Raw genomic sequence first — 26,883 nt, 5'->3', positions numbered from 1 at the left:
AGCCGCATTCCCGGCAAAGCACTGAAACGTAACGTACGTTACGCTCACGTAACCCCATGACCGTTGAGAAAATCACCGACCGAAGCGACAATCGCCGAAGCTGGGATTGGCGCCGAAGCTGGGATTGGGCATCGATACACCACCACCACATCAACCTGGCCGCGCAAGTCCCGAAATGAAGTGACGGCAATTCAACTTTCGACAGGGGATAGCAGTGAACCCAATCGATTTCTTCGTCGAGACGCTTCGGACCTATCCTCCGGTTGCCGTCTTTCTCGCCCTCGGCATCGGCTTCCTGATCGGCCCCATCAAGGTCGCAGGCTTCAACCTCGGCAACGTCACCGCCACATTGCTGGCGGGCGTTCTCATCGGGCAACTGGGCATCCAGGTTTCCGGTGACCTGAAATCCACCCTGTTCTTGATCTTCCTGTTTGCCGTTGGTTATGGCGTGGGACCGCAATTCGTGCGCGGCTTGAGCACCGATGGGCCGAAACAGATCGCCTTTGCGCTCTCGGTCCTGGTGCTCTGCCTGATCGTGCCCTATCTCTGCGCGCTGATCGCCGGCCTGCCGCTCGGCTATGGCGCCGGCATGTATGCCGGATCGCAGACGATTTCGGCCGCGATCGGTGTTGCGACCGACCAGATCAATTCGCTCGGGCTGACGCCCGAACAGGCCAAGACCTTTGCCGACCAGATTCCGATCGCCTATGCGGTCACCTATATCTGGGGCACGATCGGCTCGGCGATCATTCTTGCCCAGCTGGGCCCGAGGCTTCTCGGCATCGACCTTCCGGCCGCCTGCAAGGAATATGAGGCCAAGCTCGGCGGCGGCACCGAGGCGAGCGAGCCCGGCATTACCCGCGCCTATCATGATTTCGGTCTTCGCGCCTACCGCGTCGACCAGGCAAGCGGTCTCACCGGGAAACCGGTCAAGGACCTCCTTCCCGGCGTCCGCGTCTTTGTCGAACGCCTGCGGCGCGGCAACCAGATCATTGAGGCCGACGGCAACACCGTGCTGCAGCCGGGCGACGTCGTCGCCTTCTCCGGCAGGCGCGCCGTGCTGGTCGAAAACCTCGATTCGAAGCTGGTCGAGGTCGAGGACAAGGAACTGCTGAACGCCGAGGCCGAGGTCGTCGACGTCTATGTCACCAACAAGGCGCTCGCCGGCAAGACGCTTGCCGAAGTCAGCACCATGGATTGGGCGCGCGGCGTCTATGCCCGCAAGATCATCCGCTCACTGGTCGAGATCCCGGTTCTTCCCGGCACCACCGTCGAGCGCGGCGACATCGTCACCATCGGCGGCGCCAAGCGGCACGTTGAGGCCGCCATCAAGGCATTGGGCTTTGCCGATCGCCCGGTCGAAACCACCGATATCGCCTTCCTCGGCTGGGGCCTCTTCATCGGCGCGATGATCGGGGCGCTGACGATCACGATCGGCGGCATCCCGATCGGGCTTTCCACCTCCGGCGGCGCGCTGCTTGCCGGCCTCGTGCTCGGCTGGCTGCGCACCACCTACCCCGCCTTCGGCCGCATCCCGTCACCGGCGCTGTGGCTGATGAACACGCTCGGCCTCAACATCTTCATTGCCGTCGTCGGCATCGGCGCCGGCCCGGGCTTTGTCGCGGGGCTGCAGGAAGTCGGCATTTCGTTGTTCATCTGGGGCGTGGTCGCAACCTCGATCCCGATGATCGCCTCGGTGCTGATCGGCCACTATGTCTTCAAGTTCCACCCGGCGATCCTGTTTGGCGCCTGCGCCGGCGTCAGGACCACGACGGCGGCGCTCGGCATGATCCAGGAGGCGGCCAAGAGCAAGGTGCCGGCCCTCGGCTACGGCATGCCCTACGCCATCGGCAACACGCTGCTTACCATTTTCGGCCTTGTCATCGTCATCATGCTCGCCTGAGGCGAGCCGGCGAACACGGACCATCGTTCAGAGTTCAAGGGAGTGTTTATCATGTTGGACCGCAAATTCTACGACAGCATTTCCGATCTCAGCCCGTTCGAAATCAAGGACGAACTGATCAAGCTCGCCAAGTCGAGCTCGCAGAAATCCGCCAAGGCCTTCCTCAACGCCGGTCGCGGCAACCCCAACTGGACGGCGACGCGCGCCCGCGAGGCCTTCTTCCTGCTCGGCCAGTTTGCGCTGACGGAAGCCAAGCGCGCCTATTATGATCCGAAGGCCGGTGTCGCCGGCATGCCGCCGCAGGATGGCGCCCATGCCCGCTTCCAGAAATGGATCAAGAAACAGCTCCAGGCCACGGAAACCGTGGACGAAGAGGATGAAGGCATCCCGGCGGCAAAGACCCTTGGCGATGCCGTCGCCTATGCCATCAAGACCTTCGGCTTCGATCCCGATGGCTTCGTGCATGAGCTGACGGACTCGATCATCGGCGACAACTATCCGGTGCCCGACCGGGCACTGCACCACAACGAGATCATCACCCACGAATATCTGATGTGGGCAATGTGCGCCGGCCACCGGCCGAAGGTGAAGTTCGACCTCTACCCGGTCGAAGGCGGCACCGCCGCCATGTGCTACATCTTCAAGGCCTTGAAGAACGCCCGCCTGCTCAACGCCGGCGACACGATCGCGCTCGGCACGCCGATCTTCACACCCTATCTCGAAATGCCGGAACTGGAGGACTACGACCTCAAGACCATCAATGTCAGCGCCGAGCAGGAGGACCGCTTCCAGTTCACCGACGAAGACATCAAGGCGCTGGAAAACCCCAAGGTCAAGGCGCTGTTCCTGGTGAACCCCGGCAACCCGTCCGCCGTTGCAATGGATCCGGATTCGATCAAGCGCCTAGTCGACCTCGTCAACAAGAAGCGCCCCGACCTGATCGTGCTCACGGACGACGTCTACGGCACCTTCGTTCCGGGCTTCCAGTCGCTGCTCGGCCATCTGCCGCGCAACACGATCGGCGTCTATTCCTATTCGAAGTATTTCGGCTGCACCGGCTGGCGCCTCGGCGTCATTGCGGTGGCTGAGGACAACATCTTCGACGAAAAGATCAAGGCCCATGCCGAGCCGATCCAGAAGCAGCTCGAAAAGCGCTACAAGGCGATGACGCCGAAGCCGCGCGAGGTGAAGTTCATCGACCGCATCGTCGCCGACAGCCGCGACGTGGCGCTGAACCACACCGCCGGCCTGTCGCTGCCGCAGCAGGTGATGATGACGCTCTTCAGTGTCGTCGAACTGATGGATGTCGAGAAGCTCTACCAGAAGGCTTGCATCGCCATCTGCACAAAACGGTTCTGGAACCTGGTCGAGGGCATGGGCGTCGAGTCCAATCCCGGCATCTATTTCGACCACTATTACGGCATCATCGATTTCGAATTCTGGCTGCGCAAATATGTCGGCGAAGATGTCGTCACCTGGGTGAAGGACAACATCCACCCGCTCGACATCCCGTTCCGGCTGGCCGAGGACCACGGCATCGTGCTTTTGAACGGCTCCGGTTTCGATGCGCCGAACTGGTCGGCGCGCGTCTCCTTCGCCAACCTCAATGACGATGCCTATTCGCAGATCGGCCGCGCGGTTCGCTCGGTCGCCCGCGGCTATGTGCAGACCTACCAGGCGGCCAAGGGCCTGAAGATCAGCTAAGGACTGCGGCGGCCGGGCTGCCTGCCCGGCCGCCGCACCCGCGCCTGGCCAGCGCTTGCCTCGGCCATCGCATCCCCGCGTTCCGACGTGAATGTCTTGCATGCCGCTGCAGGTTCCCTCTCGCGCTTCGCCAAGCAAGAGTGAGGACACGCAGAAAACGTACAGTGCTGCGGGCACCCGTCAGCGTTCCATCGACCGCGGGGCTTGAGCAGGCAGCGTATCATCCGGCTGGAGAGCGCCCTCTTCGGCAGGCAAACAAGAGGCACCGCGCGCGTGATCGACACCGTTTTCAACATTCTGCGCATGCATCCGGAACTGGCCCTGTTCCTGGCGCTCGGCATCGGCTACGCGATCGGCAAGATCACCATCTTCGGTGTCACCATCGGCGCCGTCACCGGCTGCCTGCTCGCCGGCGTGCTGATCGGCCAGACCGGCGCGGAACTGTCAAACGACGTCAAGCAGGCCTTCTTCCTGCTCTTCCTCTTCGCCATCGGCTATCGCACCGGCCCGCAATTCTTCCAGAGCCTGAATGCCGACGCCCTGCCGCAGATCGCCGTCACCGTCACGCTCTGCGTCGTCGCGCTGGGTGTCGCGATCTCCCTCTCCATCCTCTTCGGCTTCGATCTCGGCACGGCGGCCGGCGTGCTCGCCGGCGGGGCAACGGAATCGGCAACCGTCGGCGTTGCCATCGACACGTTCCGCAAGACGGCGCCGACACCGGAGGCTGCCAGCCAGTTTGAATCGGCCGTCGCGACCGGCTTTGCCGTCGCCTATCTGGTCGGCGTCGTCAGCGCCATCCTGGTGCAGTCGCAGCTGGCGCCGCGCCTCTTCGGCCGCAGCCTGAAGGATGCCTGCGCCGAACTCGAGGCAGAGCTGAACATAACGCCGCAGACCAACGGCGACACTGCCCGCCGCGAGATCGAGGCGCGCGCCTTCGTGATCGCCGATGCGCTGGTGGGCCTGACTGTCGCCGAGGCGGAGGCGAAAGTTCCCGAGAGCCAGAAGGCCTATATCGAGCAGATCCGGCGGGGCCAGGACATCATCACGCCCACGCCCAAGGAGCGGCTTCAGGCCGGCGACATCATCGCCGTCGCCGGCCTGCGCGGCTTCCTCGTCGAATACGCCAGCAGGATCGGAACCGAGGTCGACGATCGCACGCTGCTCGACATTCCCGTCGAAGTGCTCGACGTGGTGGTGACGAACAAGGAAGTGGGCGGCAAACGCCTGTGGGAGCTGAGGCAACGGCCGGAGGCGCGCTCGGTCTTTTTGCGCGGCATCCTGCGCGCCGGCCAGCCGATCCCGATCTTTCCGGGCTTGACCGTCCGGCGCGGCGACGTGATGTCGATCGCCGGCGCCAGGCGCCATGTCGAGGATGCAGCGGCACTTCTCGGCTATGCCGACCGCGAGACGTCCGCCACCGACATGGTCTTTGTCGGCGTCTTCATCTTCCTCGGCGGCCTCATCGGCATCCCCGCACTGAAACTCGGCGCGCTTGAGATTGGCCTCGGTGTCGCCGTCGGCGTCCTGATCGCCGGCCTCGTCGCCGGCTGGCTGCGCTCGGTCCGGCGCACCTTCGGCTTCGTGCCGGAGGCGACCCTCTGGTTCTTCGACAGCGTCGGGCTCTGCGCCTTCATCGCCTGCGTCGGCATTTCGGCCGGTCCGAGTTTCGTCGCCGGTCTCGTCCAGTCCGGTCCGGCGCTGGTCATCGCCAGCGCGCTGATCTGCGTGATCTCGCACCTCGCCGCTCTTGCCCTCGGTCGCTGGGTCTTCCGCATGAACGAAGGCGTGCTCGCCGGCACCTGCTGCGGCGCCGGCACCTCGGCACCGGCGCTCGCCGCCGTGCAGGAGGCGGCGGGAAGCAAGGTCCCGACATTGGGTTATGGCCTCGGCTACGCGATCGGCAACGTGCTGCTTGCGCTCTGGGGTGCAGTGCTCGTTACGGTGCTTGGGTAGAAACAGGCTCGGCAGGGCACCGATATTTCGCGCGCTTGCCGATCGTGAAGGCCGAGACGGCACGGCCTGCACCTTGGCGAATGCAACACTATCGCCTCACGCAACACTGCCCCTATGGGCAACGCCGGCAATCGCGCATCGAATGCTTCCGTCCGTCTGGCAACTCACCGGATCTATGCGCCTTCCAGATAGTGCGCTTTCTGCGAGGGGTAGTAATCTGCGAACGACGGCAGGGCCTTGCCGGCGTATGCAGCAACCAGCATGTCGAGGTAGTATTCCCAGCCCGGCCCCACGTCACCCGCGAGCTTCGGATCGCTCAGGCGTTGCACCAGGCGCAATTCGGTCGTGTCGTCCGTCTGCGTGAACGTCAGCTCGATGCGCCACTCGCCGTAGTCGTCCTTCATGACCACGACCAAGCGTCGGGGCGCTTCGCAGTCTTCGATCAGCACATCCGTCCACGGCTGCCCCTTCTCATGGAGCAGTTGCAGCCGCACGGTCTTGCCCGGACCTGCTTCGCCTTCCCACCGGCCGAACCAGAGCGCGGTCTTCTCGGACTTGGTCACGCTCGTCCAGACGCCATCGATGGGTGCGCTGAAGGTGCGTATGAGGATCAGGTCATTGCCACGCACGTGGCCGGTGGGCTTAGGGCACATGCCGTCTTCTCCCCATTGTCGCTCACGGGCAGGCGGGCCTGCGGCTCTCGCCGCCTGACGCTTACCTGTACATGGTAACTGCTTTCTCTGCGAGAGAATGGATCATGCCTAACGCAGCGGCCACACCAGCATCAGCGTCGGGATGCTGACGATGACGATGACGAACGAGAGCGGCAGGCCGAGGCGCGGATAGTCGCTGAACCTGTAGCCGCCCGGCCCCATGACCAGCGTGTTGCACTGGTGGCCGATCGGCGTGAGGAAATCGCTACCGGCGCCGATCGCGACCGCCATCAGGAAGGCTTCCGGCTTGTAGCCGAGCGTGCCGGCAAAGCTCGCGGCGATCGGCGCCATGACGAGCACGGTCGCCGCATTGTTGAGAAACGGCGTCACCGCCATCGCCGCAAGCAGGATGATCGTCAATGCGCCCGCCGGCGGCAGGCCGGCCGCAATGGTGCCGAGCCACCCGGCGATGACGTCGGTGCCACCGGTCGTGCGCAAGGAATCGCTGACCGGGATCAGTGCTGCCAGCATCACGAGGATCGGCCCGTCGACGGCGCGGTAGAAATCGCGCAAGGGGACGATGCGCAGGACGACCATGGCAAGGGCGGCGGCGAAAAAGGCGATCGGCACCGGCACGAGGCCGACGGCCGTCGAGCCCATGGCGGCGGCCAGCACCAAAAGCGGCAGCGGCGCCTTGCGGGTCGTGCCGAGCAGGATCTCGCGCTGGGCGAGCGGCAGGCAGCCGAAATCCTGCAGAAACAAGGTCAGCTCGCGCCGCGCGCCCTGCAGCACCACGACGTCGCCGGCCCTCAGGCGTATGCTGCCGAGCCGCTGCTTCAGCCTTTCTCCCTGCCGGCTGACAGCCAGCAGGTTGATGTTGTGGGTGTTGAACAGCGCCAGCCGTTGCGCCGACATGCCTTCAAGCGGCGAACCGCTGCCGACAACCGCCTCCACCGCCTCGATCTCGGCATCCGCCTTCTCACGGGCGTTGGGCGAGCGGTCGCCGGCGATTTTCAGCTTGCCTTGCGAAACGATGCGGTCGAGCGCTGCGGGCCCGCCTTCGAGCAGCAGGATATCCTCGGCCTCGAGCGTGACATCCGGCAACGGCGCCAGGTGCAGGCCGCGGCGAAAGATGCCGATGACGACCGCGCCGCCGTCGCCAAGCTTGACCAGATTGTTGAGCGGCTTGCCAATCGCCGGCGAACCGGCGGCAACCACGGCCTCCGACGTATAATCGGTGATTTCGATCGCCGAGTGCACGGAAACCTGGCTGCTGGAGCGCTGCGGCACCAGCTTGTAGGCAAAGAGCAGGAAGATCACGCCCACCAGTGCCAGCGTCGCACCGACGGGCGTGAAGTCGAACATGGTGAAGCTCTCGCCGGTCAGCTCCTGGCGCACGCGCGAGACGACGATGTTCGGCGAGGTGCCGACCTGGGTCATCAACCCGCCGATCAGCGAACCGAAGGCCATCGGCATCAGGAACACCGAGGGCTGGACGTTGGAGCGCCTGGCAAACTGGAAGGCGACCGGCAGCATGATCGCCAGCGCCCCGATGTTCTTGATGAAGGCGGAAAGCACCGTCACGGTGATGACGAGCAGCGCCAGCTGTGCCCTGACCGACGAGATATTGGGCAGGAACCGCTGGATCGCCGCATCGACGATGCCCGAGCGCGCAACGCCGGCGCTGACGATCAGCGCACTTCCGACGATGATGACGATATCGTCGCTGAAGCCGTCAAAGGCATGGTCATAGGGCACGATGCCGACGGCAACCGCCAGCATCAGCGCCGAACAGGCAATCACGTCGTAGCGAAACCGCCCCCAGATGAAGAAGGCCATCATGGCGCCGATGACGATAAACGCGAGAGACTGTTCGGCTGTCATGCAATATCCGGATCCGGCAAGAGGATTGGCGGCGACGGGAGTGCGCTGCCGGCGCCAGGCCGAAACGCGCGATCCACGCTGAAGTACAGTGAAGACGTAACCCATGTTTCACAAAATCGGAATTCGCCTCAGCGACAAATCTGGGTATGGGCGCGAAACCGATGGCCCGCTGGAACGTCGAAACATGGAAATGACGGCCTCGCCGCAACATCGCTCGCTGGTTTCGAGGACGGCGGCCTCCGATGGATCGAAGCCAGCGTCGCGCGTCTTGCCGTTTGGAAACAGGCCCACCACCCGCCAGGCATTCTGCCCGCGCAGGGCAATGGTCATTCCTCGCGACAAGTTCGGCTCAAACCGTTGCTGCCGACCGGCCCATGCCTCCCTGCCTCGATCGCACAACGCCACGCTGCCATTGCGCCCCCCAAGCTACCCCCGTCGCGATCCAGGAGCATGGGAACGGCAGGTTGCGCCAATACCGGCCGCAACCAACGAAATGCAACTTTGCACAGACGCAAGCATGCCGGAGGCGCGCAAGCAGCGCGCACCGCGCGCGCATGGCCGGAACTTGGAAATTTCCATTTAAGCGCTACACTTTAGAAGAAAGTTCTGGACCTTGCCCGCAACGACCGTTCATCACGCTTTCGCGAGGAATCGCCAGGCCAAACGCAACCGAGGATCGCCGACATGAAACATGCCCTTGCCGCACTCTCCGTCGCTCTCATTCTCGGCGGCTGCACGGCCTCTGCCGGTCCCACCTACTACGGCTACTCGCCCAATCTCGAGCCGATCCCCGGCAGCATCACCTATGGCGGCCAGCCGCGCACCAAGCTGAAGAAGGCGCCGGTTGGCAGCATCGTACCGCACCAGTTCATTGATCAGTACGGCCGCAAGGTCTACGAGACCTACATCATCGAGCCCGATCGCTCCCTGCGGCTGACCAGCCGGCGTTGGCAGCCGGACGATATCTTCGACTTCGACTGATGCTATCAAGGAGAGGTGCCGGAAGAGCCTGATGGCAAGGAGCGGGATCCTTCGCCTTGCGAGCAGCCGCATCCGGAGCGCATCGGCCGCACGGGGGCCTGACCGCACGGGTCAAAGACCTTAAGCGCGCGACTTGTGGCCGAACACGCGACGAAGCAACTGTGCGCAAATGAAATCGGATCCGGGCAGAAACACCGGATTGGCAGCGACCGTGGGTCGCATTGCAGCCGATCCACGCCCGGCGGCGATGCCGCGGCAAGCGGGCCGGAACCTGGGCACGGCGACAGACATCTGGCGGGAAACCGCGGCTGCCGGTCAACCGTGTGGAACGGCCCTAGGGATGCAGCTTGGGCATGACGCCGCGGTTGGCGAGCCATGCCTCGAACGTGCCCGGGCATCCTTCATTGGTCCAGATGCCGCGATAGGAGAAGCCCGGATAACGGCGCCCGAGGTAGCTGATGCCATCGTCGATACGATCGATGGCTCCGCTGACCTTGTGCATTTTTCCGGGATGTTTCTTCTTCGACTTTGAGAACTTCATGTTCGCCTCCGACGCAATACAACCGCGAGGCCCCAGCGTCTCACAGCTATGGTTGTGGTCAAGGATTAGACGGGAGCGCAAAAGGGCTAACCCTTCGGCGGATAGAGCGGCCGCTTGCGTATCCGCGCAGCGTTCACGGCCTGCAAGGGATTGAAATCCGGCCGGAATCGTCACGGCCCATGCGTTGCCCGAAATGGCGACAGGCGGTTCTGCCGCGCGACGCCTCAGATCCTCGGTGGATCGACGTTGGCCCCGCCCCAGGCGGAGCCGTCCGGCGGCGCGTTTGTGCCTGCGCGTTAGCGCGCAAGAGCGCTGTTAGCGACCGCGACCACCGCCGCCGCGTCCGCCCCCACCTCTGGGCATGCCACCTCCGCCGCGGCGACCGCCTCCACCGCTGAAGCCACCGCCGCCACGATTGCCGCCGCCGTGGATGCTGCCACCGCCGCGATGCCCACCGCCGCTGAAGCTGCCGCCTCCACCGCCGAAGCCGCCGCCGCCATAGATCCCGCCGCCACCACGGTCGAAATTCTGGAAGCCGCCGCCGGCTTCCGGGAAACGCCGGCCATAGCTGCGGCTCAGTTCATTGCGGTTGCCGAACTCTCGTCCAAGCCGGTCGATCGCGAGATAGTCCGGCGCACGCTCGCGCACCTGTGGCCGGTTGCGACCAGTGGCAGGCCTGTTGACGGCGCCACCCTCTCTGCGCTGCACGGCCTGCGGGCGATTGGCTATTGCGCCACCGGCGGCATTCCTCAGGTCTTCGCGCTGCGGGCGTTCAACGGGTTGCCAGCCATCCGGCGTATGCTTCTGCCACTGGCCGTTCTCGCGGCGATAGACATTGCCGTTGCGCCCGGCATAGACATCGCCACCCTTGTCGCCAACGACAAAGCCGCTGTTGCCCCCGGTGTTCTTCCAGCGAAGGCCGCCGGCCGAGCCGGTCGAGCCACCGCTGATCTTGGCGAACTCGCCACCATGCTTGACGGAGACACTTCCCCAGGAGCCGTAGACGCCCTGCCCGCCTCGGGCAATTGCCGCATTGCCGGTGCTTGGATTGTAAGCGGCGACGAAGCCTCTCTGGCCAGCCGGCCCCGCCACCGCACCACCGCGGAAATAGGTGCCGGTCTTCGGATTATAGCCGGCACCGACAACGAGACCCCGGTTCGGGCCATAGGCGTATCCATAGCGCCCGAAGGTTCCGTAGGCGGGATTGTAGAACGCGCCGACGCCATAGCTGATCGGCGGCGGATAGTAGGGCGGCCAGTCTCCGCCGTCGTCGTAGTCCCAATAGGGCGGATAGTACCAGCCAGAGCCCCAGACGAGCGTATCCCAGGCCAGATACATGTAGAGATAGCCGAGTGTGTAGCCATACCAGACGGCGTCGGCCTCGGTGTCGTAGACCCTGACATAGGTCACGTTGTAAACCGGCGAGGACGGCGGGATCGTATAGATCTCGTCTGCCACCGCACGGGCAACCGCAAAGGGTCCGGTCGGCGTATCGCCGACGAACCAGATCCCGTCCTTGAGCACGAAGTACTTGTCGCCGACCTTGATCACCTGTTCGTTCGAATTGACCGCATAGAACATCGACGTGCCTTCGATCGGCACGAACTTCGGCTCGCCGCTATAGGTCGGCTCCACCTTGACGGAGCCATCGGTCGAAACACGCGCCATGCGCGGGATGCTGGCCCTGAGCCGCGCCTCGGCACTTTCAGAGGTTCCAGGGATCGAAGCGCGGGCGACAGAGTATGGCGCGTCGCTTGGCAGGTTCACGAAATCGGCGGGCAGACTGGGCGTGGCAAAGGTCCAGGGGCCGTCAAGCGAAGCCGACGAGAACCACCGCCCGGAGAGCAGCGTGTACCAGGCCTTGCCTGGCTTGTCGTAAAAAACGCCGCTCCTCGTGTTCGACGCCCATTCGAGCTCCGTACCCTTGACCGGCTCAAGCACCGGTTTTCCGTCGAAGATGATCAGCTCTGCCGGTTTGTCCGAGTAAAACACCCGCGGCACGGCCTTGTCGGCAGCAGCGGTCGGCGGCAGCGCCGCCTTTGCCTCCTTCCAGCTTTCATCGTCGGGCAGAGTGGAAAAAAGCTCCGGAAGCGTGTCGGCGGCAACCCAGCCGCTTTCGAGCGTATTGGACTTCAGCCAACTCTTCTCGTCGCGAAGATAGTATGTGTTGTCGGCATCGACCTTGAACAGATCCCAGTTGGTGTTGGTGACGAAGGACAGACCCTTTACCCCCTTGACCGGGGCGAGAACCGCAGCGCCATTCGTCTGAACCAGGATCGCAGACGCTTCGCTCGTAAAGATCGGCGGCGGATCTGCCTTGATGTCGGGGACGTCGGCAAGCCGCTTGTAATCCATCAGGCTGGCCGACAGCCGTTCCTGCGAGACAATGATCGGGTCGGTCGGCAGGATCTTGCCCACCTCGAGCGCGAGATCGGAAAGCTGCTCACGTTCGAGCGTCGAGAAGTCGACGCGCGTGACCTTCACGTCGGAAAGCGTCACGTTGCCGCTGTCGTCGTCAGCCACGGTTTTGGCGGTGACGGCGATGATGCCATAGGCGGGCTTCGCATCGGCAGTCATCTTGAGCTCGGTTGCAATCAGGGCGTCGAGCTGCTTGAAATCGGGCCAATCGGAGACCTGCGGCTGATAGAGCGTCAGCGTCGCCCCGGCATCCGAGGTGAAGACCTTTGGCCAGGCCGGCGTCGCGGCATCGGACTGCTGCAGGTACTTGCCGGCGACAAAACCATTTGTCCCCGAGTAGCTCACGGCACACCACGTCGCCGCGGTATCGCAGTCCTTGATATCGACCTCCTCGCCCTGGGGAATGACCCGCATCGAGGCAAAGCCCGTGTCCGGACCGGTCCTGAAATTGACATTGGCCGTCAGCGTGGCGGGATCGGCGAAGGCAGATGTGGAGACAAATGAAGCAACGGTGAGATAGGAAATCACTCTACGCATGGCTGCCTCTGTGTTGAATGCAGCTCTACTTTCAAGAGCGTAGGCAGGTTACGCCGCAATACAGCGTTCGTCCAGACGATCACCCGGCCGTGGGCGCGGTGTTTGTGTCACCCGCACCATCGGCGGCGGTGTCCGCGTCCGCCCGCAAAGACGGCGCCATGCCGCGACGTCCAGAAAACTGCTCCGCCACCCAGGCGCGCAGCACCTTGGTTGCCGGCCGGTCCGCCATACGCGGGCTGTAGACGAGATCGTAGCGGTCGCTGTCGAGCGTCAGCTCGAACGGCTGGACGAGAATCCCCGAGGCGAGTTCTTCCGCCACAAGGGTAAGGCTCAAGAGAGCGATGCCTTGACCCGCGACCGCCGCCTGGACGGCGTGGATCTCGTCGGTAAACGAAAGTCCCGCATTCGCATCGACATCCGTGATGCCGGCCCGTTCCAGCCACTGCCGCCAGACCGGCGCGCGCGGATCATTGCGGCGTGAGGCGCCCCAGTCGAAGTGAATGAGCGTCGATCGTTTGAGCTCGGCGGCACTTGCCGGCGCCAGGCGCGGCGCACAGACCGGCGCGAAGCGATCGGCAAACAGCGGTTCGGTGACGAGGCCGGGATAGTGCCCGCCACCATAGCGGATGGCCGCATCGGCATCCGCCTCCAGATCGACCGTGCGATTGGAGGCATCGAGCCTCAGCGTCCAGTCGGGATAGGCTTCGCGAAAGGAGCCGGCAAGCGGCGCCAGCCGCTTGGCGACAAAGGCTACGGTGGAGGTCAGCCGCGCCACCTGGCCAGCCTGCTGGCGGCGCACATCCGCGATCGCCTGTTCGAAGCGATCAAGACCCTCGCGCAGCACCGGGAAAAGCGTCTTTCCGGCAGCCGTCAGGTGCACCTGCCGCGTCTCGCGCTCGAAGAGCTTCACCTCCAGCAATTCCTCCAGTTGCCGGATCTGGTGGCTGACGGCGGTTGCCGAGACGTTCAGCTCTTCGGCGGCATGCTTGAAGCTCAAGCGACGGGCAGCAGCCTCGAAGACCCTGAGTGCACCGAGCGGCGGCAGTTTCCTCATCACGTCCCCATGCATGAATTCAGCTCATCTATCGGCTGAGAAATCGTCCTTTGTCAGCGCGCTTGCGCCCCAGCATATTGCCCTCAACAGCCAAGGCAACAGCGCCAAGCTGAGAAAATCTCACGCATGAAAGGACCATTCCATGTTTCTCGAACAGGTCGTCACAAAGCCGGACCCCTACGCACCCTTCCTGCTTTCCCAGGCAATCAAGGCCAATGGCTTTGTCTTCGTTTCCGGCCAGGCTGCCATCGGCGATGACGGCGAACTCGTCGGCAAGGGCGACTTCGACCGCCAGGCCGAGCAGGCCTTCCGCAATCTCGGCCGGGCGCTGAAGGCCGCGGGCTCCGGCCTCGACCGGATCGTCAAGGTCACGATCTTCCTGCGCTCCATGGAGAACTTCGGCAAGATCATCGAACTGCGCCGCAAGTGGTTCTCCGCCCCCTACCCGGCCGACAGCATCATCGAGGTTTCCTCGCTCTATTCGCCGGACGCCCTGATCGAGATCGAAGCGATCGCGCTCGATCAGGGCCGCTGACTTGAGCGCGCCAGGTGACACGCCCCATCGCTCTTGAAAGGACATCCCATGCCACTCGAACAGGTCGTCACCCGGCCTGATCCCTATCAGCCCTTTCTCCTGTCGCAGGCGATCAGGGCCAATGGCTTCGTCTTCGTCTCCGGTCAACTCGCGATCGGCGATGACGGCAGGATCACCGGTATCGGCGACTTCGATCGCCAGGCCGATCAGGCCTTCCGCAACCTCGAGCGGGCGCTGAAGGCGGCCGGGTCCGGGCTCGACCAGGTCGTCAAGACCACGATCTTCCTGCGTTCCATCGAGAACGCCGGCAAGATGGTCGAACTGCGCCGTACATGGCTTTCGGCGCCCTATCCTGCCGAAAGCATGGTCGAGGTTTCCTCCCTCTCTTCATCGCAAGCGCTGATCGAGATCGAAGCGATCGCGCTTGACGGAGATCGCTGACATGAACGCACCACTTTTCCCACCCTCGCCGGTTTTCGCCGGCACCAGGCTCAAGCAGCTCGACTTTGCCAATCGCCTGTCGGTCGCGCCGATGACCCGTATCAGCGCCTCGGCCACGGGTGTGCCGGGTGACCGCATGCGACGCTACTACGAACGCTACGCCCGCGGCGGCTTCAGCCTGATCACAACCGAAGGCATCTACACCGACAAGGCCTATTCCCAGACCTATAGGAACCAACCCGGCTTGACCGACGCCGAACAGGCAGCCGCCTGGCGGCGCGTCACGGATGCGGTCCATGCAGCCGGTGGGCGGATCTTCGCCCAGCTGATGCATGGCGGCGCGCTGGCGCAGGGCAATCCCTACCGTCCCGACACAATCGGCCCCTCGGCCATCCGCCCCAAGGGCAGCCAGATGACCGGCTACCACGGCGATGGCCCCTATGCCCTGCCGCGCGAGATCAGCGAGACGGAGATTGCCGAGGCGATCGAGGGTTTCGCCAATGCAGCACGCCTGGCCATGGAGGTCTCAGGCTTCGACGGCATCGAGGTCCACGGCGCCAACGGCTACTTGCTCGATCAGTTCTTCACCGACTTTTCAAACAGGCGCACCGACCGCTGGGGTGGCGACATCGTCGATCGGCTCGGTCTCTCGCTCGACGTGTCGAAGTCCGTTCGCGAAGCGATCGGCCCGGGCGTGCCGCTCGGCCTGCGCCTTTCGCAAGGCAAGGTCAACGACTTCAGGCACAAGTGGGCCGAGCGCGAACGAGGTGCTGCCCGCGTGTTCGAGGCGCTGGCCGAAAGCTCCTTGGATTTCGTTCACGTGACGGAGTTCGAGGCTTGGCAGCCGGCCTTCGAAGGCGGCGACACCTCGCTTGTGACGCTTGCCCGCCGCCATGCGCCAAAGCTGTTCCTCATCGCCAACGGCAGCCTGCACGATGTTGCACGCGCCGAACAGGTGATCGCTGACGGAGCGGACATGATTGCGCTCGGCCGCGGCGCGCTCGTCAATCCCGACTGGCCGCACCGCATGTCAGGTCGAGGCGAGTTGCGGCCGTTCGAGCTGCCGTTCCTGGCCCCGATCAGCGACATCAAGGACAGCGAACTGGGGCTTTGAAACGCGAAATGGCGGGCACCACGATGCCCGCCATTGCTTCCGTCTCCATTCCATCCGGTCAGGCCGCCGCAACAAAGCGGTATGCCGTGCCGTCTCGTTCGGCCCGCCCGATGCCCGGATAGGCCCAGTGATAGCCGAGCAAGGTCAGCTTTTCCGAAGCCGCCCGGTCGATCAGCGCCTTGCGGTTCTTCAGTGCCAGTTCGGCATCCGTATCAAAACCGAAATGCCAGTCGGGGTGCTCGAAGAAGACGATGTTGCTGGTTGCAGCGTCGCCTGTGATCACCAGCCCATCGCTGCCAGCGCCGTCGCCACCGCCGAGCTGCAGCGAGATGTGGCCCGGCGTATGGCCGCGCGTATCGAGCACTTGCATGCCGCCGACGATCTCGTCGCCCGGCCGGACCAATGTCACATCTGGCCGTAAGCTTGCTGCTGTGCCGCGTTCTCGAAGGCTGCCGCCTGCTGGGCAAGACCCGCCTGCCGCGACTGCTCCTGCCCGGCGTTGAGGATTGCGCCAAATCGGGCGTCGTTCGCCTGCCGGTTGGCCTGGTCGATCGCCCTGTTGTAGGCTTCCGATCCCGGCTGCAGGCCCTGATTGGCAAGCTGCGTTTCCAGGGCGGCACGATCCCGCTCCAGCTGCGGATTCATGCGCGCCATCAGCGCGTCCTCGTACCGCTTGGTATCGAAGTTGGTCTCGTAGCTGCGCCTGATGTCGCCGGTATTGCCGAGCGAGGTCTGGATCGCACCGGCATTGGCAACCGCCGTTTGAGCGCTGCCCAAATTGGGGAGTGACGTCTGCAGCGTCGGACCCGGACCATATTGCTGATACTGCGGCAGCTTGATCGCGCCGGGGTTACCGGCTGCCGGCGCGCCGGAGAGGTCGATCGGCCGGCCGAGCAGATCGTTCAACCTGGCCGACTGGTTGTTGGCCAGCGTTGCCAGGTTCTTCTCCGCGGCGTCGGTCTGGTCCTTGATTGCCTGCTGCGCCGGCGAAAGCGTTTGCGTCGCCGTCCAACTCGGCAGGTCGTAGATCTTGCCGTTGAGCGGGTCGGTCCACTTCGTCGAGCCCGTCTGGGAGTAGGTCAGACTGCCGTCCGGCGTCACCTGGTTGATGTTACCGAGTGTCCCGTTGGCAATTGCGGTTCCGATATTGGTCGCGGTCTGCGCCGCCGCGGTTTCGCGCGGATCCGGCGGCTTTGGAGCTTTGGGCTTTCCCATGGTTCCTACCTTTGATTGACGGGATGCGCCCGCCAGTCGCTGTCTGTCAGGGTGAAGATGATTTCTGCTTCCGCCCGCCCGCGAAGGCGGGGAATGGAATGCGGCGTGAAGCCGAAACGTTTGGCAATTGCGACCATGCCGTTGTTGCGCTCGGAGACCCTCAAGACCGCCATCTGGCAGCCGATCTCGTCGAAGGCGTAGCCGAACATGGCCTTCAGCACCGACCGCGTCATCCAGCGTTTGCTGGTCGAAGCCGCCGACAGCTCGATGACGCCTGCCTCGGGCGCATAGTTGTGAAACACCACGCCGGCAACGAGCCCGCCGGCGTCGATGACACCCATGGTGGTGAAATCGGCAAAGCCGCGCTCGCATCCCTCGATATGGTTTGCAACGAAATCGGCGATCGCCTGGTTTGTCGTGGGGTCGCGGCTGCCGCCCCAGACCACCCTCATGTGCTCGCCTCGCCGGTTTCGACCTGAAGTGTCGCCAGATCCACCTCGACGTCCAGTTTCGCAGCGCCGCCCGAGGTGATGGCGCAACCGACCGCAAGCATGTCGCCGGTCGCCCGCACATTCTGGCGGAAGCTGTAGCGAAGCTGCTGCGTCAGCGCATCCCAGGCTGCCGTATCCCACAGGCCGACGTCCCATTCCGACGACGCGGTATTGCCGGTTGTGACGGCTGTGGAAGACGGGATCGTCCGGTCGAAATCGCCGCGGGCAAACAGCCGCACCTTCGGCTCGCTCTTGGCGCGAAAGAACATATGGGCAAGCGTTGCCCGCGCCCGCTGGCCGAACTGGCCGGCGGGTGCAAACTGCGAGAGATAGGCGGCGGTGAAACTCAGCCCGTCGTCGGTTCCTGTCGTGTCCCCCTGCCAGCAGAACCCGTCATCCGAGCCAAAGAACAGCCCGCCCTGCAGCGTTTCGTAGCAGCGGGCCCGCCAGTTGCTGATCGTCGACCAGCGACCGCTCAAGACGTTGAGCACGAAGGTCGTGTCAGCAATGACCGAGTTGGGCGGAAAGGCGATGAAGACGAGGTTCTGTTCCGGCCATTGTTTCACCACCCAGCCGGCACCCGTCGCGTTCGCGGCACGCCGCCAGTCGTCCTCGATCGGCCGTGAAACCGAAACCTGGCTCAGGGCCTGGCGGTCCCGCTGGAACACCTGCGAGATCGGCGTCAGCCCGTCGCTGGTGGCAATCAGGATATCGCCTCCGGCACGGATCCAGGCATTCTTGCCGAGCGGTCGGCCGATCTGGTAGACGCCCTTCAGCGCAAAGCTGTTGGCGTCACTGGGATCGGACCCGGCATAGACGGCCACCTCCCCTTCGGTTGAAACGAAGACGCAGAGATCGGAAAGCCCGTCGCCGCTTTCGAGCGACCAGGAAAAGCCCGTCAGCAACGAGCCGCCCTTCTTCATCACCCCGCCAAGCGGAAACACGGCCGCCGCCCCGCCGATCAGGTTGACCGGCAGATAGTAGGCGTCGAGCGTGGCATTCTTCAAAAAGAACTGCCGGTTCTTGAACAGCCAGCCATAGTTGAGCTGCGCCATCGTCGTCGTGTCGGTAAAGGTGATCGCCGGTGTCGTCGTCCAGCTGCTGCCGTCATAGACCCGGCGCTGGTCCGCACCGTTCAAGCAAATGAGAAAGGAACTGCCGGCATTGGTATGCTGGAAGGTGCACCAGTTGCCGCTCGAAAGCCCGCTGACGGCGGCTGCCGTTGTCGCTGGCGGTGCTGCCGGCGACGTCATGTCGTAGATTGCCGCATCCGTCGCCATGAAGAGCTTTTCGGTGGCGCCGTATTTGTACTTGAAGGCGCTTCGAATGGCCCCGCCATCGGCTGCTCGCCCTCGTTTCTGGGATCCACCGCGAATGCGGCAGCCGACGAGCGTCGGGAAAAAGTTGCGAAGCACTGTTGCGGATCCCGGTTGCTGCGCGGCCATGTCAGCGGCCGTGACGAGGCCATTGACCGGCGCCGGAAAGGTAACGGGCTGCGAGGTCTGCTGCCGCCCGATGCTGGTTGCGCCACGATTGCTTTGCCCGATGCGCCCGGGCTTCACGTCCACTCTCATGACACCCCCCTGTCGGCGTTGATTTCCTGCAGGAGATCGGCCTCGAATTCGGCAAGGCTGTCGTCATAGGGCAGCCCCTTCTGCCGTTTCCACCGCCACAGGATGCCCTTGCAAAGCAGCCGCTCGGGAAACACTGTGCCGTCGTCGTCCGCCTTCAGCGTGTCCCGCTCTTCATAGGGATCACCAAGCACCCAGTTTTTCGAGACGTAGTCGACGACGGCGCCGACGCCCGCTGCCGCCGGCGAGAACAGGATCTGGCTGGCACGCAGGAAGAAATAGGGCTGCGCCGATGCAGTCCCGTCTACAATCGCCCATTGTGAACTGTTGGCGATGGGCCGGAAGCAAGTGCCGGATGCGGTCCTGACAGCACCGCCCGGCGTCATCCGCTGATAGTCCGCCGGTAGCGTCATTGGCGAAATGATCGCCACCTGCTGCTTCAGAAGGCGCCGCCAGTCGCTGCGGCGGGCAATCTCCTCGCCCGCCTCCTGCGCCAGCGCCACCATGGTCTCGGCATTGGGATCGTTCGACCCGTAGATACTCTCGAACCGGTCGAGCGAGACGATGTCGCAGACCTCGTTGATCACGGAAAGCAGGGTCATGGCGTGACACCTCCGACTTTCATTTCGGCATCGCCCCAGCGGGCGCGCTCATCAGCAATGCCAAGGCCCGCCAGCGCCGCCATTTTCAATTGCTGGGCAGCGCCCGCCTTGCCGCCATCGCGCTCCCAGATGGCGATCTCCTCGACCAGGCCGTAGAGGTAGACGTCGGGCGCTTTGGTGAGCAGCCAGTTCGTCGGATTGGCGGCCGCAAGCGCCGGGATCTTGCGATAGTAGGTCATGGTCAGCCCGGAGCTTGCGGGCGGAAAAGCCTTGATCCGGTTGCCGACGATTGCGTATCCAGGCGGCGCGCCGGCCCCGGAGCTCTCGGCCAGCTGTTGCAGCGCCACGGCGTGGATCGGCCGGCCGCTGGCTGTTCGCACCAATCGCACGTCCAGATAGTCGTCCGGCAGCGGCGCGTCGCCATCGACGACCGAAATCGCCGCCGTCGCCTCCATGTCGGTAAGACGCAGCACCCGGTTGAGCTTCAGTTCCGCAAGCCCAACAAAGCGGGGAAACAGATGGGCGATATCGTTGCGCCCACTGTATTCGCCGGCATCGACAAGCAATGCGGCATAGTCGGCAATGCTCATAGCCGGCCCTCCTTGGTGCGCCAGGCGCGGTTGTCGCCATCGTTGAGGAAGCGCTTGACGAAGCGGTCGTCGCCTTGCGAATGCGCGGCCACCAGGCCCGAGGCATGCGCAATGTTGTGCGGAACCGAGGCGACGCGGTGCCAATCGCCTCGCCAGATCTTTTCGGCGCTGTTGCGCACCTCCTGGTTCTCGCTCACCAGATTGTCGACCGGATAATCGACGCGATAGACGTCCTTCTCCCCGTCGAAGAGGTGCCAGGTCGAGCGCCCCGTCACCCTGTCATGATCGTAGAGCGTCCAGGCTCCATCGCGGATCACCATGGCTCACTCTCCTGGCAGCGGATCGGCGCGCTCGGCCTTGCCGGCGGCGATCAGCGCTTTCGCCTCGTCGAGGCTGACAGACACGGTCGTGCCAGCGGCTGTGCGCTCACCCTCCTGTAACCAGACGTCGTAGACGAGACGGACAGGCACCGGTTTCTTTGCGTCGGACATAAAAATCTCCATGAAAAAAGGCGGCTCCGAAGAACCGCCTTGCAAGAATTGTTCGCTTGAATGGGGATGCGCCGCCCATGAACTCAAAGGCGCGACAACAGCCGGAAGTACAACGACCACACGCATTGCCCCGACGGAGCCGCAACAGCGCCGAGGTCGATCGACACGTTTCCAGCGGGCTTTCGCGCGAGGTCAAACCGTTATCTCTGGCGGCGCTGTGGTACGTTCGAAGAAAACGGCGCCACCGCCAATCCATGGGCAAGATCCCAACCGGCCAGGACCTGTGGCCCGTCGCTGCGGTTTACCGTGCCGATGTCATTGCTTGAACAAGCTTTCGGGTTTGGGAAACTCTGTCATGTCGCCCATCATGTCGGCCGTTGCGCCACAAAGCACATTCGTGAGCAACGGAAAATTCGACCGTTCGACCTTGAAGACACGGTAGGATTGCCCCTCAGCCCCTTCGCTTCCGGCACTCGCCGGAGGCCGCGTCTCCAGCGCCCATTCCCCCCAGCCGATGTGTTGCGCCCTGCTCAGGGTCTCTGTGCGCGTCGATAGCCAATGGGCGACAAGCCGCACATCTTCCTCGGCGCGAAACCCCCACCAGAAGGCGACGGGCTTGCCGTCCTTCTTGTGCAGCATCTGGGTGTATCCCTTCAGATCCAGCCCGTAAGCTCGGATTGGCTCGGCAAAGGTCACCGTACTGCCTGAGACTTCCCCCACCCGACCATCCGGTGCGGCTACGAACAGCGGTTCGATCGTCACGCGTCCAAACCGCGCCTTGGCCTGCGCGAGCGTCGTGAAAAACGTCACATCGCAGCGAGAAAACGCCTCAAGCGCGTCCTCCTCGTTCGCCGTCTTCGGCAGAACGAAAAGGCTGGTCGTGGGCGGAAGCCGCTTCCTGCCTGTCCTCTCGTCGGTTTTGAGCTCCGACATCCTGTCTTCGCTCGCATTGCAGAGGATCATGGAACGATCTGAGCGGTCATCCTGAAAAACAAGCAGGCTCCGATAACTTTCTCCGGGTCGCATCCCCGACACTGGCTTGGCATTTGCAGGTTCAAGGCGCAACTCAAAACCTCCTGCATCGGTCGAAGCAAACCGGACGTCGGAAAGGCGCGCCTCGATCATCTTGGCAACCTCGGCTGCCTTCCGGTTCGCAGAAAATCCCCAGGTCAGGCTGGGGCCGCTGGCAGCCTCGTTGTGTTGCTGGATGTAACCGTTGAGGGGCACACCGTCGACATTCACCAGCGCAGAAAACGGAACCATTCGTCTGTCGACCCAGACCGGTGCGATATGATCCTCATGCGACTGGAATTCCCTCGCCGGAAAATCCGCCTGGGCGCTGGCCAAGAGATCAAAGAAATCGACCTTGCAGGTCAAAAACGCGTCGAACACCTTCTCGACGTTCGCCTGGCCAGGCTCTGCGGCAACAGGCGTCCCCACCATCAAGCGCCAGCAGGACGCGAATGATACTGACAAACGGGGTAGCGCGCATTTCCTGTTTCCGCTCCTGAAGCCTATTGCCTGAACATGCCGCTGACATCCGGCAGTGACGTCATGTCGCCCATCAGGTCGGACGTGACGATGCACAGAACGAGAGACTGGTTCGGATTTCCGGACTCGTTGATCATCATCGTGCGCGCCGAGGCCGTGCCGCCGCCAGACTTTCCCTCTTCGATGACACGGAAGATCACCTCGCCCTGCACAAAGAACTCCGCCGTGGGTTCGCGCACACGGATAGCGTCGGCGAGATCCTTTGGTGCACGGTCGGTGACGAAACCCCACCACCAGGCGTCCGGTTGTCCGGCCGCCTTCATTTGCGAGTACTTCAGGAGACGAATGCCATCGACGTCAATCGGAGCGGCAAAGGTTACCTTGGCCGTCTCCGTCATGCCCTCGCCGGCGAGATCAGGTGCGGGCGAAACGACCTCGCTCGCGCCAAAGGCTGGCCCCTCGTCCCGCAGCACCGCAAAAAACTCCGGCCTGCAGTCCAGGAAAGCGTCAAACGCCTTCTCTGCATCAACGCCCTTGCCCCCGCCAATGCCGGCGTCGCATGCGCCATGACGGCGGCCATGACCAAACACTTTGCGAAACAACGATGTAACACCGACCTGCAACTCCCATGCAACGTTCAAAACTCGCTCCACGACGCCACACGAAAAATGTGCGCTCAAGCAACCTTTCCCGCTATTCTTGTAGAACATTACAGGAACACACGCAATAGACGTGCCGGCTTCTCTTGACTTTTCGAGAAGCGCGCAAGGCGGTGCATACCCGGCCACAGCGTCTTGCGGCGATCATTCAAGCCATTTCCGCGAGGCATTGAAGAGGTTGTCCAGGCCCGGCACATTGTCCCGCCAGAATCGTTGCAGATCGGACACTGGCGGCGTTGTTTCTGCAGGCACCCGCTTGCTCGGCCACATTTGCCAGGCCTCGCGTTTGTCATGCAGGCTTTCCAGTGAAGACGAGGTCGCCTTGCGCTCCAGTGCCAGCCGCTCCTTGGGCGTGTCAAACCCCTGGTAGGGATCCAGTTCGCCACGCATCTTGGATACGGCTGCCCGCCCATCATAGGTAAACTGCGGATTTGTCCTTCGCGGCCCTGGAAATCCATTGGGCGGTACGGCCACCCCATCTGTGAAAGGCATCTTTTCCAGTTCGTCCTCAGGTACATGAGGCACGACGTCTTCGCCTTGCACGCGCCCGACGATTGACGCACCAGCGATCCCGGCGGAGTTGTTGAGATGCTGTTCACCGCCATCGCCGTAGGGATTGAAATTGAACTCCCGTCCCTCAGCTTTGGCCTTGGCCTTGCTCGCGGCAATGTTCCTGGAAAGGCTGTCTGGTTTCATCTTGGAGAACATTAAGTGAACAAACACAAGGCATCGTTGAGAAGAAATCGTATCTTTTACCCGGCACAGCCGACCACAGTTGCCGCCTTGACGAACTCGGCAATGGCAACGGAATCGTGTGAACTGTGACACGACCGTCCTTCGGCCACGGCCACACCCTTGATGCCGCCTAGCGCCGCCAGGGTGGATCTGAGATGGGATTGCGCATCGGATTGGCAGGGGGAACGGGTGTCTCGACAGAGTAATCCGGAAGTCCCAGAACCCGCCGCACCAGCTCTTGACGTTCGGCAAGCTTCATCTTGGCGGGGTTCGGACGCTCGTACTTGTCGGCGACGACGTAGGTGGCGTTGTCGATATCCTTGGCAATCGACAATGGCTCCCGCACCCCCTGCTCGCCGTTGAGAAGTTCGTGCTTTATGAAGCCGTAATTCGCTTCGTAGGACTCATGCGGCAATCCACGGTCGTCTGCCCATTTGAAGAAGGCCTCCCTGCGATCGTCCCACTGCGGATAGCCGTAGGCGTTTCCGTTCACGCGCCCATTTTGCCACAGGTTGCCGAAAGTCCGACCAAAGCCACCGCTCTCGAGCTTGCCTCGGCGATCGTCGACAGGATCTTTTTATCGCCCCAAATCCGAAGCAGTCTTCATCGCCGACGCAACGAAGAGATCGAACTTATCGGAGAGTGCCGTACTGATGTCTCGAGACAGGAACAGGTCGTAAATCGAAGGCAAATCCTCGACGTTGGAAGCCCCAGCCCCGACAACACGACAACCAAGCCGTGTTCCAGGAAAATCAGGCGTGTCGGATGCCGTTATCGCGAACGCGCCGGAACGTGGGTTTGCTGCCAACGCGTCGTTGCGGGCCATATCCAGCGCGCGCTCGACCTCGTCAGGCTGTTCCGACGCATAAAACCCCCACGCGTAGTCGCTCTTTCCCGGCACGGCCTGTTGCGCGTATCCGGTGAGGTGAAGTCCGTACGCCTCGACGGGCTGAGAGAACGGCACAACGGAAGTCCGCGGCTCGCCTGCGTCGAGAAGCTTGTAAGGGTGAGCCACGATATTCGCCCTCTCGAAAACAGCCTTCTCTTCGTCAAGGGTCTTGAAGAATTGGGCGTCGCACGTGAGCAATGCAGCCAACACCTTCTCGGCGCTCTCCGGCGGCATCGCGCATTCCGGCGCTACATCACCGCTCCTTTCGCAAATTCCGCCGCGGCTCATGTCTTCAAACGAATACGGATCGAAGATCGCGAAGACCAGCCCGACCAGTACGACGAACAGCCCGAAGAGAGTGACAACAGTGTAGACCAATACCTTCAGCCACTTCTTCATACCGCCTCCTCACTTGCAGAGCGTAACCAGACATCTGCCCACTAGAACATTTCAAGAACAAACACAAGGTTGAAATCGGTCCTTCTCCACAGCTTATGCGGTGCGTTATTCACGCCATGATTTCATCATCTGCTTGAGCGTGCCGCGACCGGGAACAAGCCCACTCCAGAAACCCTCCTCGGGCAGAGGAGGTTTTGACTGCCAGCCATCGGCATTAGCCTGCATCCGCTGCAGATCCCGCTTTTCGTGCAGTGCCTCCAGAGGCGGCAAGTTGCGCGGGGGTGGGCCCGACCAGGACGGCTGCTCGGACGCCTCCGAGTACATCTTGAGGCGGGGGTCCGGCACAATGTCACTGATCGAGCGGATCAGGTCGCCGTTGCGTCGGGCATAATCGACCAGCCCGAACACATCCTCTTCGCCCAGGCCGTGCTCCTTGGCGTAGCGCCCTATCTGTCGGCCGACATCGTTGTTCCACTCATCACGCAGGTGGTCCTTCGTATTGTCTTCACCCTTCCACGTATCGGATATCCAGGATTCCCATTCCCTCCCGGTACCGAGCGCGCTGGCCAGACCCGGGAAGTTCTCCCGCTCGATCATGGCGCTCGTGTAGGCGTGCGCATTGGCGTTTCGAATGCCGCTGATGTCTCGCAAGTTCGCCAACGGCGTAGTCGTCCGTTCCGGATAGTTCCTGTTGTTGAGGGCCTCTATGGCTTGTTCGTGCCTGTCGTAATCAACATAGTCGGCTACCGCCTTCTTGAATGGAATTTTCAAACTTCGCCTCCTTGGGCCAGCAATGGGTGGCACGCGGGATGGACGGCTCTCATCCGTCGTATCGCGTTTTTTTTCAGAAAGAGTCTTGTTTTCAGAGAGAGTCTTAGGCGGACCTTGGTCCGCCCGCTCCAGAATTTATATTCCGTTCAGCTCGCCGCGCTCAGCCCGAACAGATCGGCCGCAACGCCGAGGCCCTTTTCGTTGTGCACCTTCAGCGTACCCTCGCCGATGATCACGCCCTTGTCGGCGTCGCCGGTCTTGGCGACCGCCTTGTCCTCCTGGATGTTGCGCAGCCAGAGGAAGGAGAGCATGTCGGTGTCGAGGAAGTAGGCGTTGCGCGCGAGCTTCGCGCTGCCCGCCTGCACCCGGTTCGGGTGGATCATCACCGTGCCGAACGGGCCCTCATAGTAGTCGGCGGTGGCCACGATCGTGTTGCGCTCGCCGCCCTGCGAGACGGCGTAGCGGAACGGCGCGACGTTGGCGTCGGACATGAAGGTGACGAACACCGACTTCACGTAGGGAGAGACCGAGACATGGCGGAAGTTCGCGCCGTTCTGGTAGCCGGTCTGCATCACCTGGTCGAGGATCGCCTTGGTGAAGGGGCGCTGCGTGCCGTCGGTCGGCGCCACCGTCAGGCCCGTCGTCGGGTTGTAGCCGCCATTGGCGCCGCCTGCCCCGCGCGAAACGTTGGTCGTCAGCCAGGTCGGCAGCGAGCCGAGCTCGCGGGTGGCGCCGGCGACCGAAGCATTGGTGTCGGCGATGGCGAATTCGAGGTCCTTGCGGATCTCCACGCCCTTCTTCAGCTTCTGGTACTTGCGCTTCTGCACATTGCCGGCCTCGGCCACCACTTCCTGGGTGGCAGAGATGATCCAGTCCTTGCGCAGGATCTGGGTGTAGTTGCCGAGCCTGGTCGGCGCGATGATCGATCCGAAGGTGTATTCGTCGCCTTCCTGGCGGATGTTTTCGCCGGGAGCGGCCAGTTCGTCGGTCTCCCATTCCGGGTGGTGCGTCTTGCACTTGCCCTTTTCAATGAGCGAATAGATCGGCGTATCCTCGGGCGTGATGCGGGAAACGACGTCGGAAAGCTCCTCGCGGTTGCCCACGGCCTGCGAGGTCGTGAAGGTGTTTGCTACGACAGCCATGATAGTGTCCTTGATTGATTGAGATAGGTCGGCAGCGCCCGCACCGGAAAAGGCGCGCGCACAGCAAGATCAGTTTCGGTCGAATGGGAGGCGTGCGATCCGGACAGAAGCCAGTTAAA

26 protein-coding genes and 2 pseudogenes are annotated in these 26,883 nt (G+C 63.0%); 7 read left to right on the top strand and 21 right to left on the bottom strand.

Annotated elements, in window-relative coordinates; genetic code table 11:
- Positions 1-214: 214 nt before the first annotated feature.
- The 3 genes from aspT (at position 215) to MKZ91_RS01785 (ending at position 5,560) form a co-directional block, all read left to right on the top strand.
- Positions 215-1,903, top strand: a complete 1,689-nt coding sequence (gene aspT / locus MKZ91_RS01795) for an aspartate-alanine antiporter (RefSeq protein WP_336167361.1) — start codon at positions 215-217, stop codon at positions 1,901-1,903.
- A 51-nt stretch (positions 1,904-1,954) separates the two neighbouring features.
- Positions 1,955-3,607, top strand: coding sequence for a bifunctional aspartate transaminase/aspartate 4-decarboxylase (locus tag MKZ91_RS01790; RefSeq protein ID WP_336167359.1), 1,653 nt, complete (start codon positions 1,955-1,957; stop codon positions 3,605-3,607).
- A 273-nt stretch (positions 3,608-3,880) separates the two neighbouring features.
- A complete protein-coding gene (locus MKZ91_RS01785; RefSeq protein WP_336167357.1) occupies positions 3,881-5,560 on the top strand; it encodes an aspartate:alanine exchanger family transporter in 1,680 nt (559 codons plus the stop codon).
- Positions 5,561-5,733: 173 nt separating this feature from the next.
- Here the strand turns inward: MKZ91_RS01785 and MKZ91_RS01780 are convergent, their stop codons facing one another.
- The 3 genes from MKZ91_RS01780 to MKZ91_RS01770 form a co-directional block, all read right to left on the bottom strand.
- A complete protein-coding gene (locus tag MKZ91_RS01780; protein ID WP_336167355.1) occupies positions 5,734-6,213 on the bottom strand; it encodes an SRPBCC family protein in 480 nt (159 codons plus the stop codon).
- 108 nt (positions 6,214-6,321) lie between these two features.
- The gene (locus MKZ91_RS01775) at positions 6,322-8,097 is read right to left on the bottom strand and encodes an SLC13 family permease (RefSeq protein WP_336167352.1); all 1,776 of its coding nucleotides are present in this window, start codon (positions 8,095-8,097) and stop codon (positions 6,322-6,324) included.
- Positions 8,098-8,205: 108 nt separating this feature from the next.
- Positions 8,206-8,427 (bottom strand): hypothetical protein, encoded by a 222-nt coding sequence (locus tag MKZ91_RS01770; RefSeq protein WP_336167350.1) that lies wholly within the window; start codon positions 8,425-8,427, stop codon positions 8,206-8,208.
- A 354-nt stretch (positions 8,428-8,781) separates the two neighbouring features.
- Between MKZ91_RS01770 and MKZ91_RS01765 the strand changes: the two genes are divergently transcribed.
- Entirely contained in the window at positions 8,782-9,078 is a 297-nt protein-coding gene (locus MKZ91_RS01765; protein WP_336167348.1) for a hypothetical protein, read from the top strand.
- A gap of 334 nt (positions 9,079-9,412) precedes the next feature.
- Here MKZ91_RS01765 and MKZ91_RS01760 read toward each other — a convergent pair whose 3' ends face one another.
- The 3 genes from MKZ91_RS01760 to MKZ91_RS01750 all read right to left on the bottom strand — a co-directional run bounded on the left by MKZ91_RS01760 (position 9,413) and on the right by MKZ91_RS01750 (position 13,643).
- Positions 9,413-9,619, bottom strand: coding sequence for a hypothetical protein (locus MKZ91_RS01760; protein ID WP_336167347.1), 207 nt, complete (start codon positions 9,617-9,619; stop codon positions 9,413-9,415).
- A gap of 315 nt (positions 9,620-9,934) precedes the next feature.
- Positions 9,935-12,574, bottom strand: a complete 2,640-nt coding sequence (locus tag MKZ91_RS01755) for an SH3 domain-containing protein (RefSeq protein ID WP_336167345.1) — start codon at positions 12,572-12,574, stop codon at positions 9,935-9,937.
- A 79-nt stretch (positions 12,575-12,653) separates the two neighbouring features.
- Complete coding sequence (locus MKZ91_RS01750; protein ID WP_336167343.1) at positions 12,654-13,643, bottom strand: LysR substrate-binding domain-containing protein; 990 nt, start codon at positions 13,641-13,643, stop codon at positions 12,654-12,656.
- A 127-nt stretch (positions 13,644-13,770) separates the two neighbouring features.
- On the opposite strand from MKZ91_RS01750, the gene MKZ91_RS01745 reads away from it, so the two are divergent.
- Genes MKZ91_RS01745 through MKZ91_RS01735 form a run of 3 tightly spaced genes read left to right on the top strand, consistent with a single transcriptional unit; the run spans position 13,771 to position 15,718 of the window.
- Positions 13,771-14,163 (top strand): RidA family protein, encoded by a 393-nt coding sequence (locus MKZ91_RS01745; protein ID WP_336167341.1) that lies wholly within the window; start codon positions 13,771-13,773, stop codon positions 14,161-14,163.
- Positions 14,164-14,211: 48 nt separating this feature from the next.
- Positions 14,212-14,604 (top strand): RidA family protein, encoded by a 393-nt coding sequence (locus tag MKZ91_RS01740; RefSeq protein ID WP_336167339.1) that lies wholly within the window; start codon positions 14,212-14,214, stop codon positions 14,602-14,604.
- 1 nt (position 14,605) lies between these two features.
- Positions 14,606-15,718, top strand: a complete 1,113-nt coding sequence (locus MKZ91_RS01735; RefSeq protein ID WP_336167336.1) for an NADH:flavin oxidoreductase — start codon at positions 14,606-14,608, stop codon at positions 15,716-15,718.
- A 58-nt stretch (positions 15,719-15,776) separates the two neighbouring features.
- Here MKZ91_RS01735 and MKZ91_RS01730 read toward each other — a convergent pair.
- The 15 genes and pseudogenes from MKZ91_RS01730 to MKZ91_RS01660 form a co-directional block, all read right to left on the bottom strand.
- Positions 15,777-16,142 (bottom strand): annotated as a pseudogene (locus MKZ91_RS01730) (MBL fold metallo-hydrolase); the annotation flags it as partial.
- Positions 16,127-16,933: pseudogene (locus tag MKZ91_RS01725) on the bottom strand (tail fiber domain-containing protein); the annotation flags it as partial. The pseudogenes MKZ91_RS01725 and MKZ91_RS01730, both read right to left, overlap by 16 nt.
- A gap of 5 nt (positions 16,934-16,938) precedes the next feature.
- Entirely contained in the window at positions 16,939-17,385 is a 447-nt protein-coding gene (locus MKZ91_RS01720; protein WP_336167334.1) for a GNAT family N-acetyltransferase, read from the bottom strand.
- Positions 17,382-18,998 carry a hypothetical protein gene (locus MKZ91_RS01715; protein ID WP_336167332.1) on the bottom strand — a complete coding sequence of 539 codons (1,617 nt, stop codon included), beginning with the start codon at positions 18,996-18,998 and terminating at the stop codon, positions 17,382-17,384. Before MKZ91_RS01715 ends, MKZ91_RS01720 begins: the two co-directional genes overlap by 4 nt.
- Positions 18,995-19,597, bottom strand: a complete 603-nt coding sequence (locus tag MKZ91_RS01710) for a phage adaptor protein (protein WP_336167330.1) — start codon at positions 19,595-19,597, stop codon at positions 18,995-18,997. Before MKZ91_RS01710 ends, MKZ91_RS01715 begins: the two co-directional genes overlap by 4 nt.
- Positions 19,594-20,187 carry a phage adaptor protein gene (locus MKZ91_RS01705; protein ID WP_336167328.1) on the bottom strand — a complete coding sequence of 198 codons (594 nt, stop codon included), beginning with the start codon at positions 20,185-20,187 and terminating at the stop codon, positions 19,594-19,596. The genes MKZ91_RS01710 and MKZ91_RS01705 overlap by 4 nt, the downstream gene beginning before the upstream one ends.
- Positions 20,184-20,507: a hypothetical protein gene (locus MKZ91_RS01700; protein ID WP_336167327.1), complete on the bottom strand. Its 324-nt coding sequence runs from the start codon at positions 20,505-20,507 to the stop codon at positions 20,184-20,186. The genes MKZ91_RS01705 and MKZ91_RS01700 overlap by 4 nt, the downstream gene beginning before the upstream one ends.
- 3 nt (positions 20,508-20,510) lie before the next feature.
- Positions 20,511-20,678: a hypothetical protein gene (locus MKZ91_RS01695; RefSeq protein WP_336167325.1), complete on the bottom strand. Its 168-nt coding sequence runs from the start codon at positions 20,676-20,678 to the stop codon at positions 20,511-20,513.
- Positions 20,679-20,993: 315 nt separating this feature from the next.
- Positions 20,994-22,070 (bottom strand): hypothetical protein, encoded by a 1,077-nt coding sequence (locus tag MKZ91_RS01690; RefSeq protein ID WP_336167323.1) that lies wholly within the window; start codon positions 22,068-22,070, stop codon positions 20,994-20,996.
- 122 nt (positions 22,071-22,192) lie between these two features.
- On the bottom strand, positions 22,193-22,879 hold the full coding sequence (locus MKZ91_RS01685; RefSeq protein WP_336167321.1) for a hypothetical protein: 687 nt from the start codon (positions 22,877-22,879) through the stop codon (positions 22,193-22,195).
- Positions 22,880-22,972: 93 nt separating this feature from the next.
- Entirely contained in the window at positions 22,973-23,536 is a 564-nt protein-coding gene (locus tag MKZ91_RS01680; protein WP_336167319.1) for a hypothetical protein, read from the bottom strand.
- 157 nt (positions 23,537-23,693) lie between these two features.
- Positions 23,694-24,074: a phage tail tip lysozyme gene (locus MKZ91_RS01675; RefSeq protein ID WP_336167758.1), complete on the bottom strand. Its 381-nt coding sequence runs from the start codon at positions 24,072-24,074 to the stop codon at positions 23,694-23,696.
- A gap of 66 nt (positions 24,075-24,140) precedes the next feature.
- Complete coding sequence (locus tag MKZ91_RS01670) at positions 24,141-24,851, bottom strand: hypothetical protein (protein ID WP_336167317.1); 711 nt, start codon at positions 24,849-24,851, stop codon at positions 24,141-24,143.
- A gap of 105 nt (positions 24,852-24,956) precedes the next feature.
- Positions 24,957-25,622: a hypothetical protein gene (locus tag MKZ91_RS01665; protein WP_336167315.1), complete on the bottom strand. Its 666-nt coding sequence runs from the start codon at positions 25,620-25,622 to the stop codon at positions 24,957-24,959.
- Between the two features lie 146 nt (positions 25,623-25,768).
- Positions 25,769-26,764 (bottom strand): DUF5309 domain-containing protein, encoded by a 996-nt coding sequence (locus tag MKZ91_RS01660; protein WP_336167314.1) that lies wholly within the window; start codon positions 26,762-26,764, stop codon positions 25,769-25,771.
- Between the last annotated feature and the right edge of the window lie 119 nt (positions 26,765-26,883).

It is taken from the genome of Ensifer sp. MJa1 (genome assembly GCF_037026475.1).
GTDB lineage: Bacteria > Pseudomonadota > Alphaproteobacteria > Rhizobiales > Rhizobiaceae > Ensifer.
Note: the sequence above shows the minus strand (reverse complement) of the source record. Positions and strands in the feature narration are given on the sequence as shown.

Coding starts and splice junctions, on each gene's coding strand:
- MKZ91_RS01790 (WP_336167359.1), top strand. CDS start 1,955: ATGTTGGACCGCAAATTCTACGACAGCATTTCCGATCTCAGCCCGTTC.
- MKZ91_RS01780 (WP_336167355.1), bottom strand. CDS start 6,213: ATGTGCCCTAAGCCCACCGGCCACGTGCGTGGCAATGACCTGATCCTC.
- MKZ91_RS01775 (WP_336167352.1), bottom strand. CDS start 8,097: ATGACAGCCGAACAGTCTCTCGCGTTTATCGTCATCGGCGCCATGATG.
- MKZ91_RS01770 (WP_336167350.1), bottom strand. CDS start 8,427: ATGACCATTGCCCTGCGCGGGCAGAATGCCTGGCGGGTGGTGGGCCTG.
- MKZ91_RS01765 (WP_336167348.1), top strand. CDS start 8,782: ATGAAACATGCCCTTGCCGCACTCTCCGTCGCTCTCATTCTCGGCGGC.
- MKZ91_RS01760 (WP_336167347.1), bottom strand. CDS start 9,619: ATGAAGTTCTCAAAGTCGAAGAAGAAACATCCCGGAAAAATGCACAAG.
- MKZ91_RS01755 (WP_336167345.1), bottom strand. CDS start 12,574: ATGCGTAGAGTGATTTCCTATCTCACCGTTGCTTCATTTGTCTCCACA.
- MKZ91_RS01750 (WP_336167343.1), bottom strand. CDS start 13,643: ATGCATGGGGACGTGATGAGGAAACTGCCGCCGCTCGGTGCACTCAGG.
- MKZ91_RS01745 (WP_336167341.1), top strand. CDS start 13,771: ATGTTTCTCGAACAGGTCGTCACAAAGCCGGACCCCTACGCACCCTTC.
- MKZ91_RS01740 (WP_336167339.1), top strand. CDS start 14,212: ATGCCACTCGAACAGGTCGTCACCCGGCCTGATCCCTATCAGCCCTTT.
- MKZ91_RS01735 (WP_336167336.1), top strand. CDS start 14,606: ATGAACGCACCACTTTTCCCACCCTCGCCGGTTTTCGCCGGCACCAGG.
- MKZ91_RS01720 (WP_336167334.1), bottom strand. CDS start 17,385: ATGAGGGTGGTCTGGGGCGGCAGCCGCGACCCCACGACAAACCAGGCG.
- MKZ91_RS01715 (WP_336167332.1), bottom strand. CDS start 18,998: ATGAGAGTGGACGTGAAGCCCGGGCGCATCGGGCAAAGCAATCGTGGC.
- MKZ91_RS01710 (WP_336167330.1), bottom strand. CDS start 19,597: ATGACCCTGCTTTCCGTGATCAACGAGGTCTGCGACATCGTCTCGCTC.
- MKZ91_RS01705 (WP_336167328.1), bottom strand. CDS start 20,187: ATGAGCATTGCCGACTATGCCGCATTGCTTGTCGATGCCGGCGAATAC.
- MKZ91_RS01700 (WP_336167327.1), bottom strand. CDS start 20,507: ATGGTGATCCGCGATGGAGCCTGGACGCTCTACGATCATGACAGGGTG.
- MKZ91_RS01695 (WP_336167325.1), bottom strand. CDS start 20,678: ATGTCCGACGCAAAGAAACCGGTGCCTGTCCGTCTCGTCTACGACGTC.
- MKZ91_RS01685 (WP_336167321.1), bottom strand. CDS start 22,879: ATGTTCTACAAGAATAGCGGGAAAGGTTGCTTGAGCGCACATTTTTCG.
- MKZ91_RS01680 (WP_336167319.1), bottom strand. CDS start 23,536: ATGTTCTCCAAGATGAAACCAGACAGCCTTTCCAGGAACATTGCCGCG.
- MKZ91_RS01670 (WP_336167317.1), bottom strand. CDS start 24,851: ATGAAGAAGTGGCTGAAGGTATTGGTCTACACTGTTGTCACTCTCTTC.
- MKZ91_RS01660 (WP_336167314.1), bottom strand. CDS start 26,764: ATGGCTGTCGTAGCAAACACCTTCACGACCTCGCAGGCCGTGGGCAAC.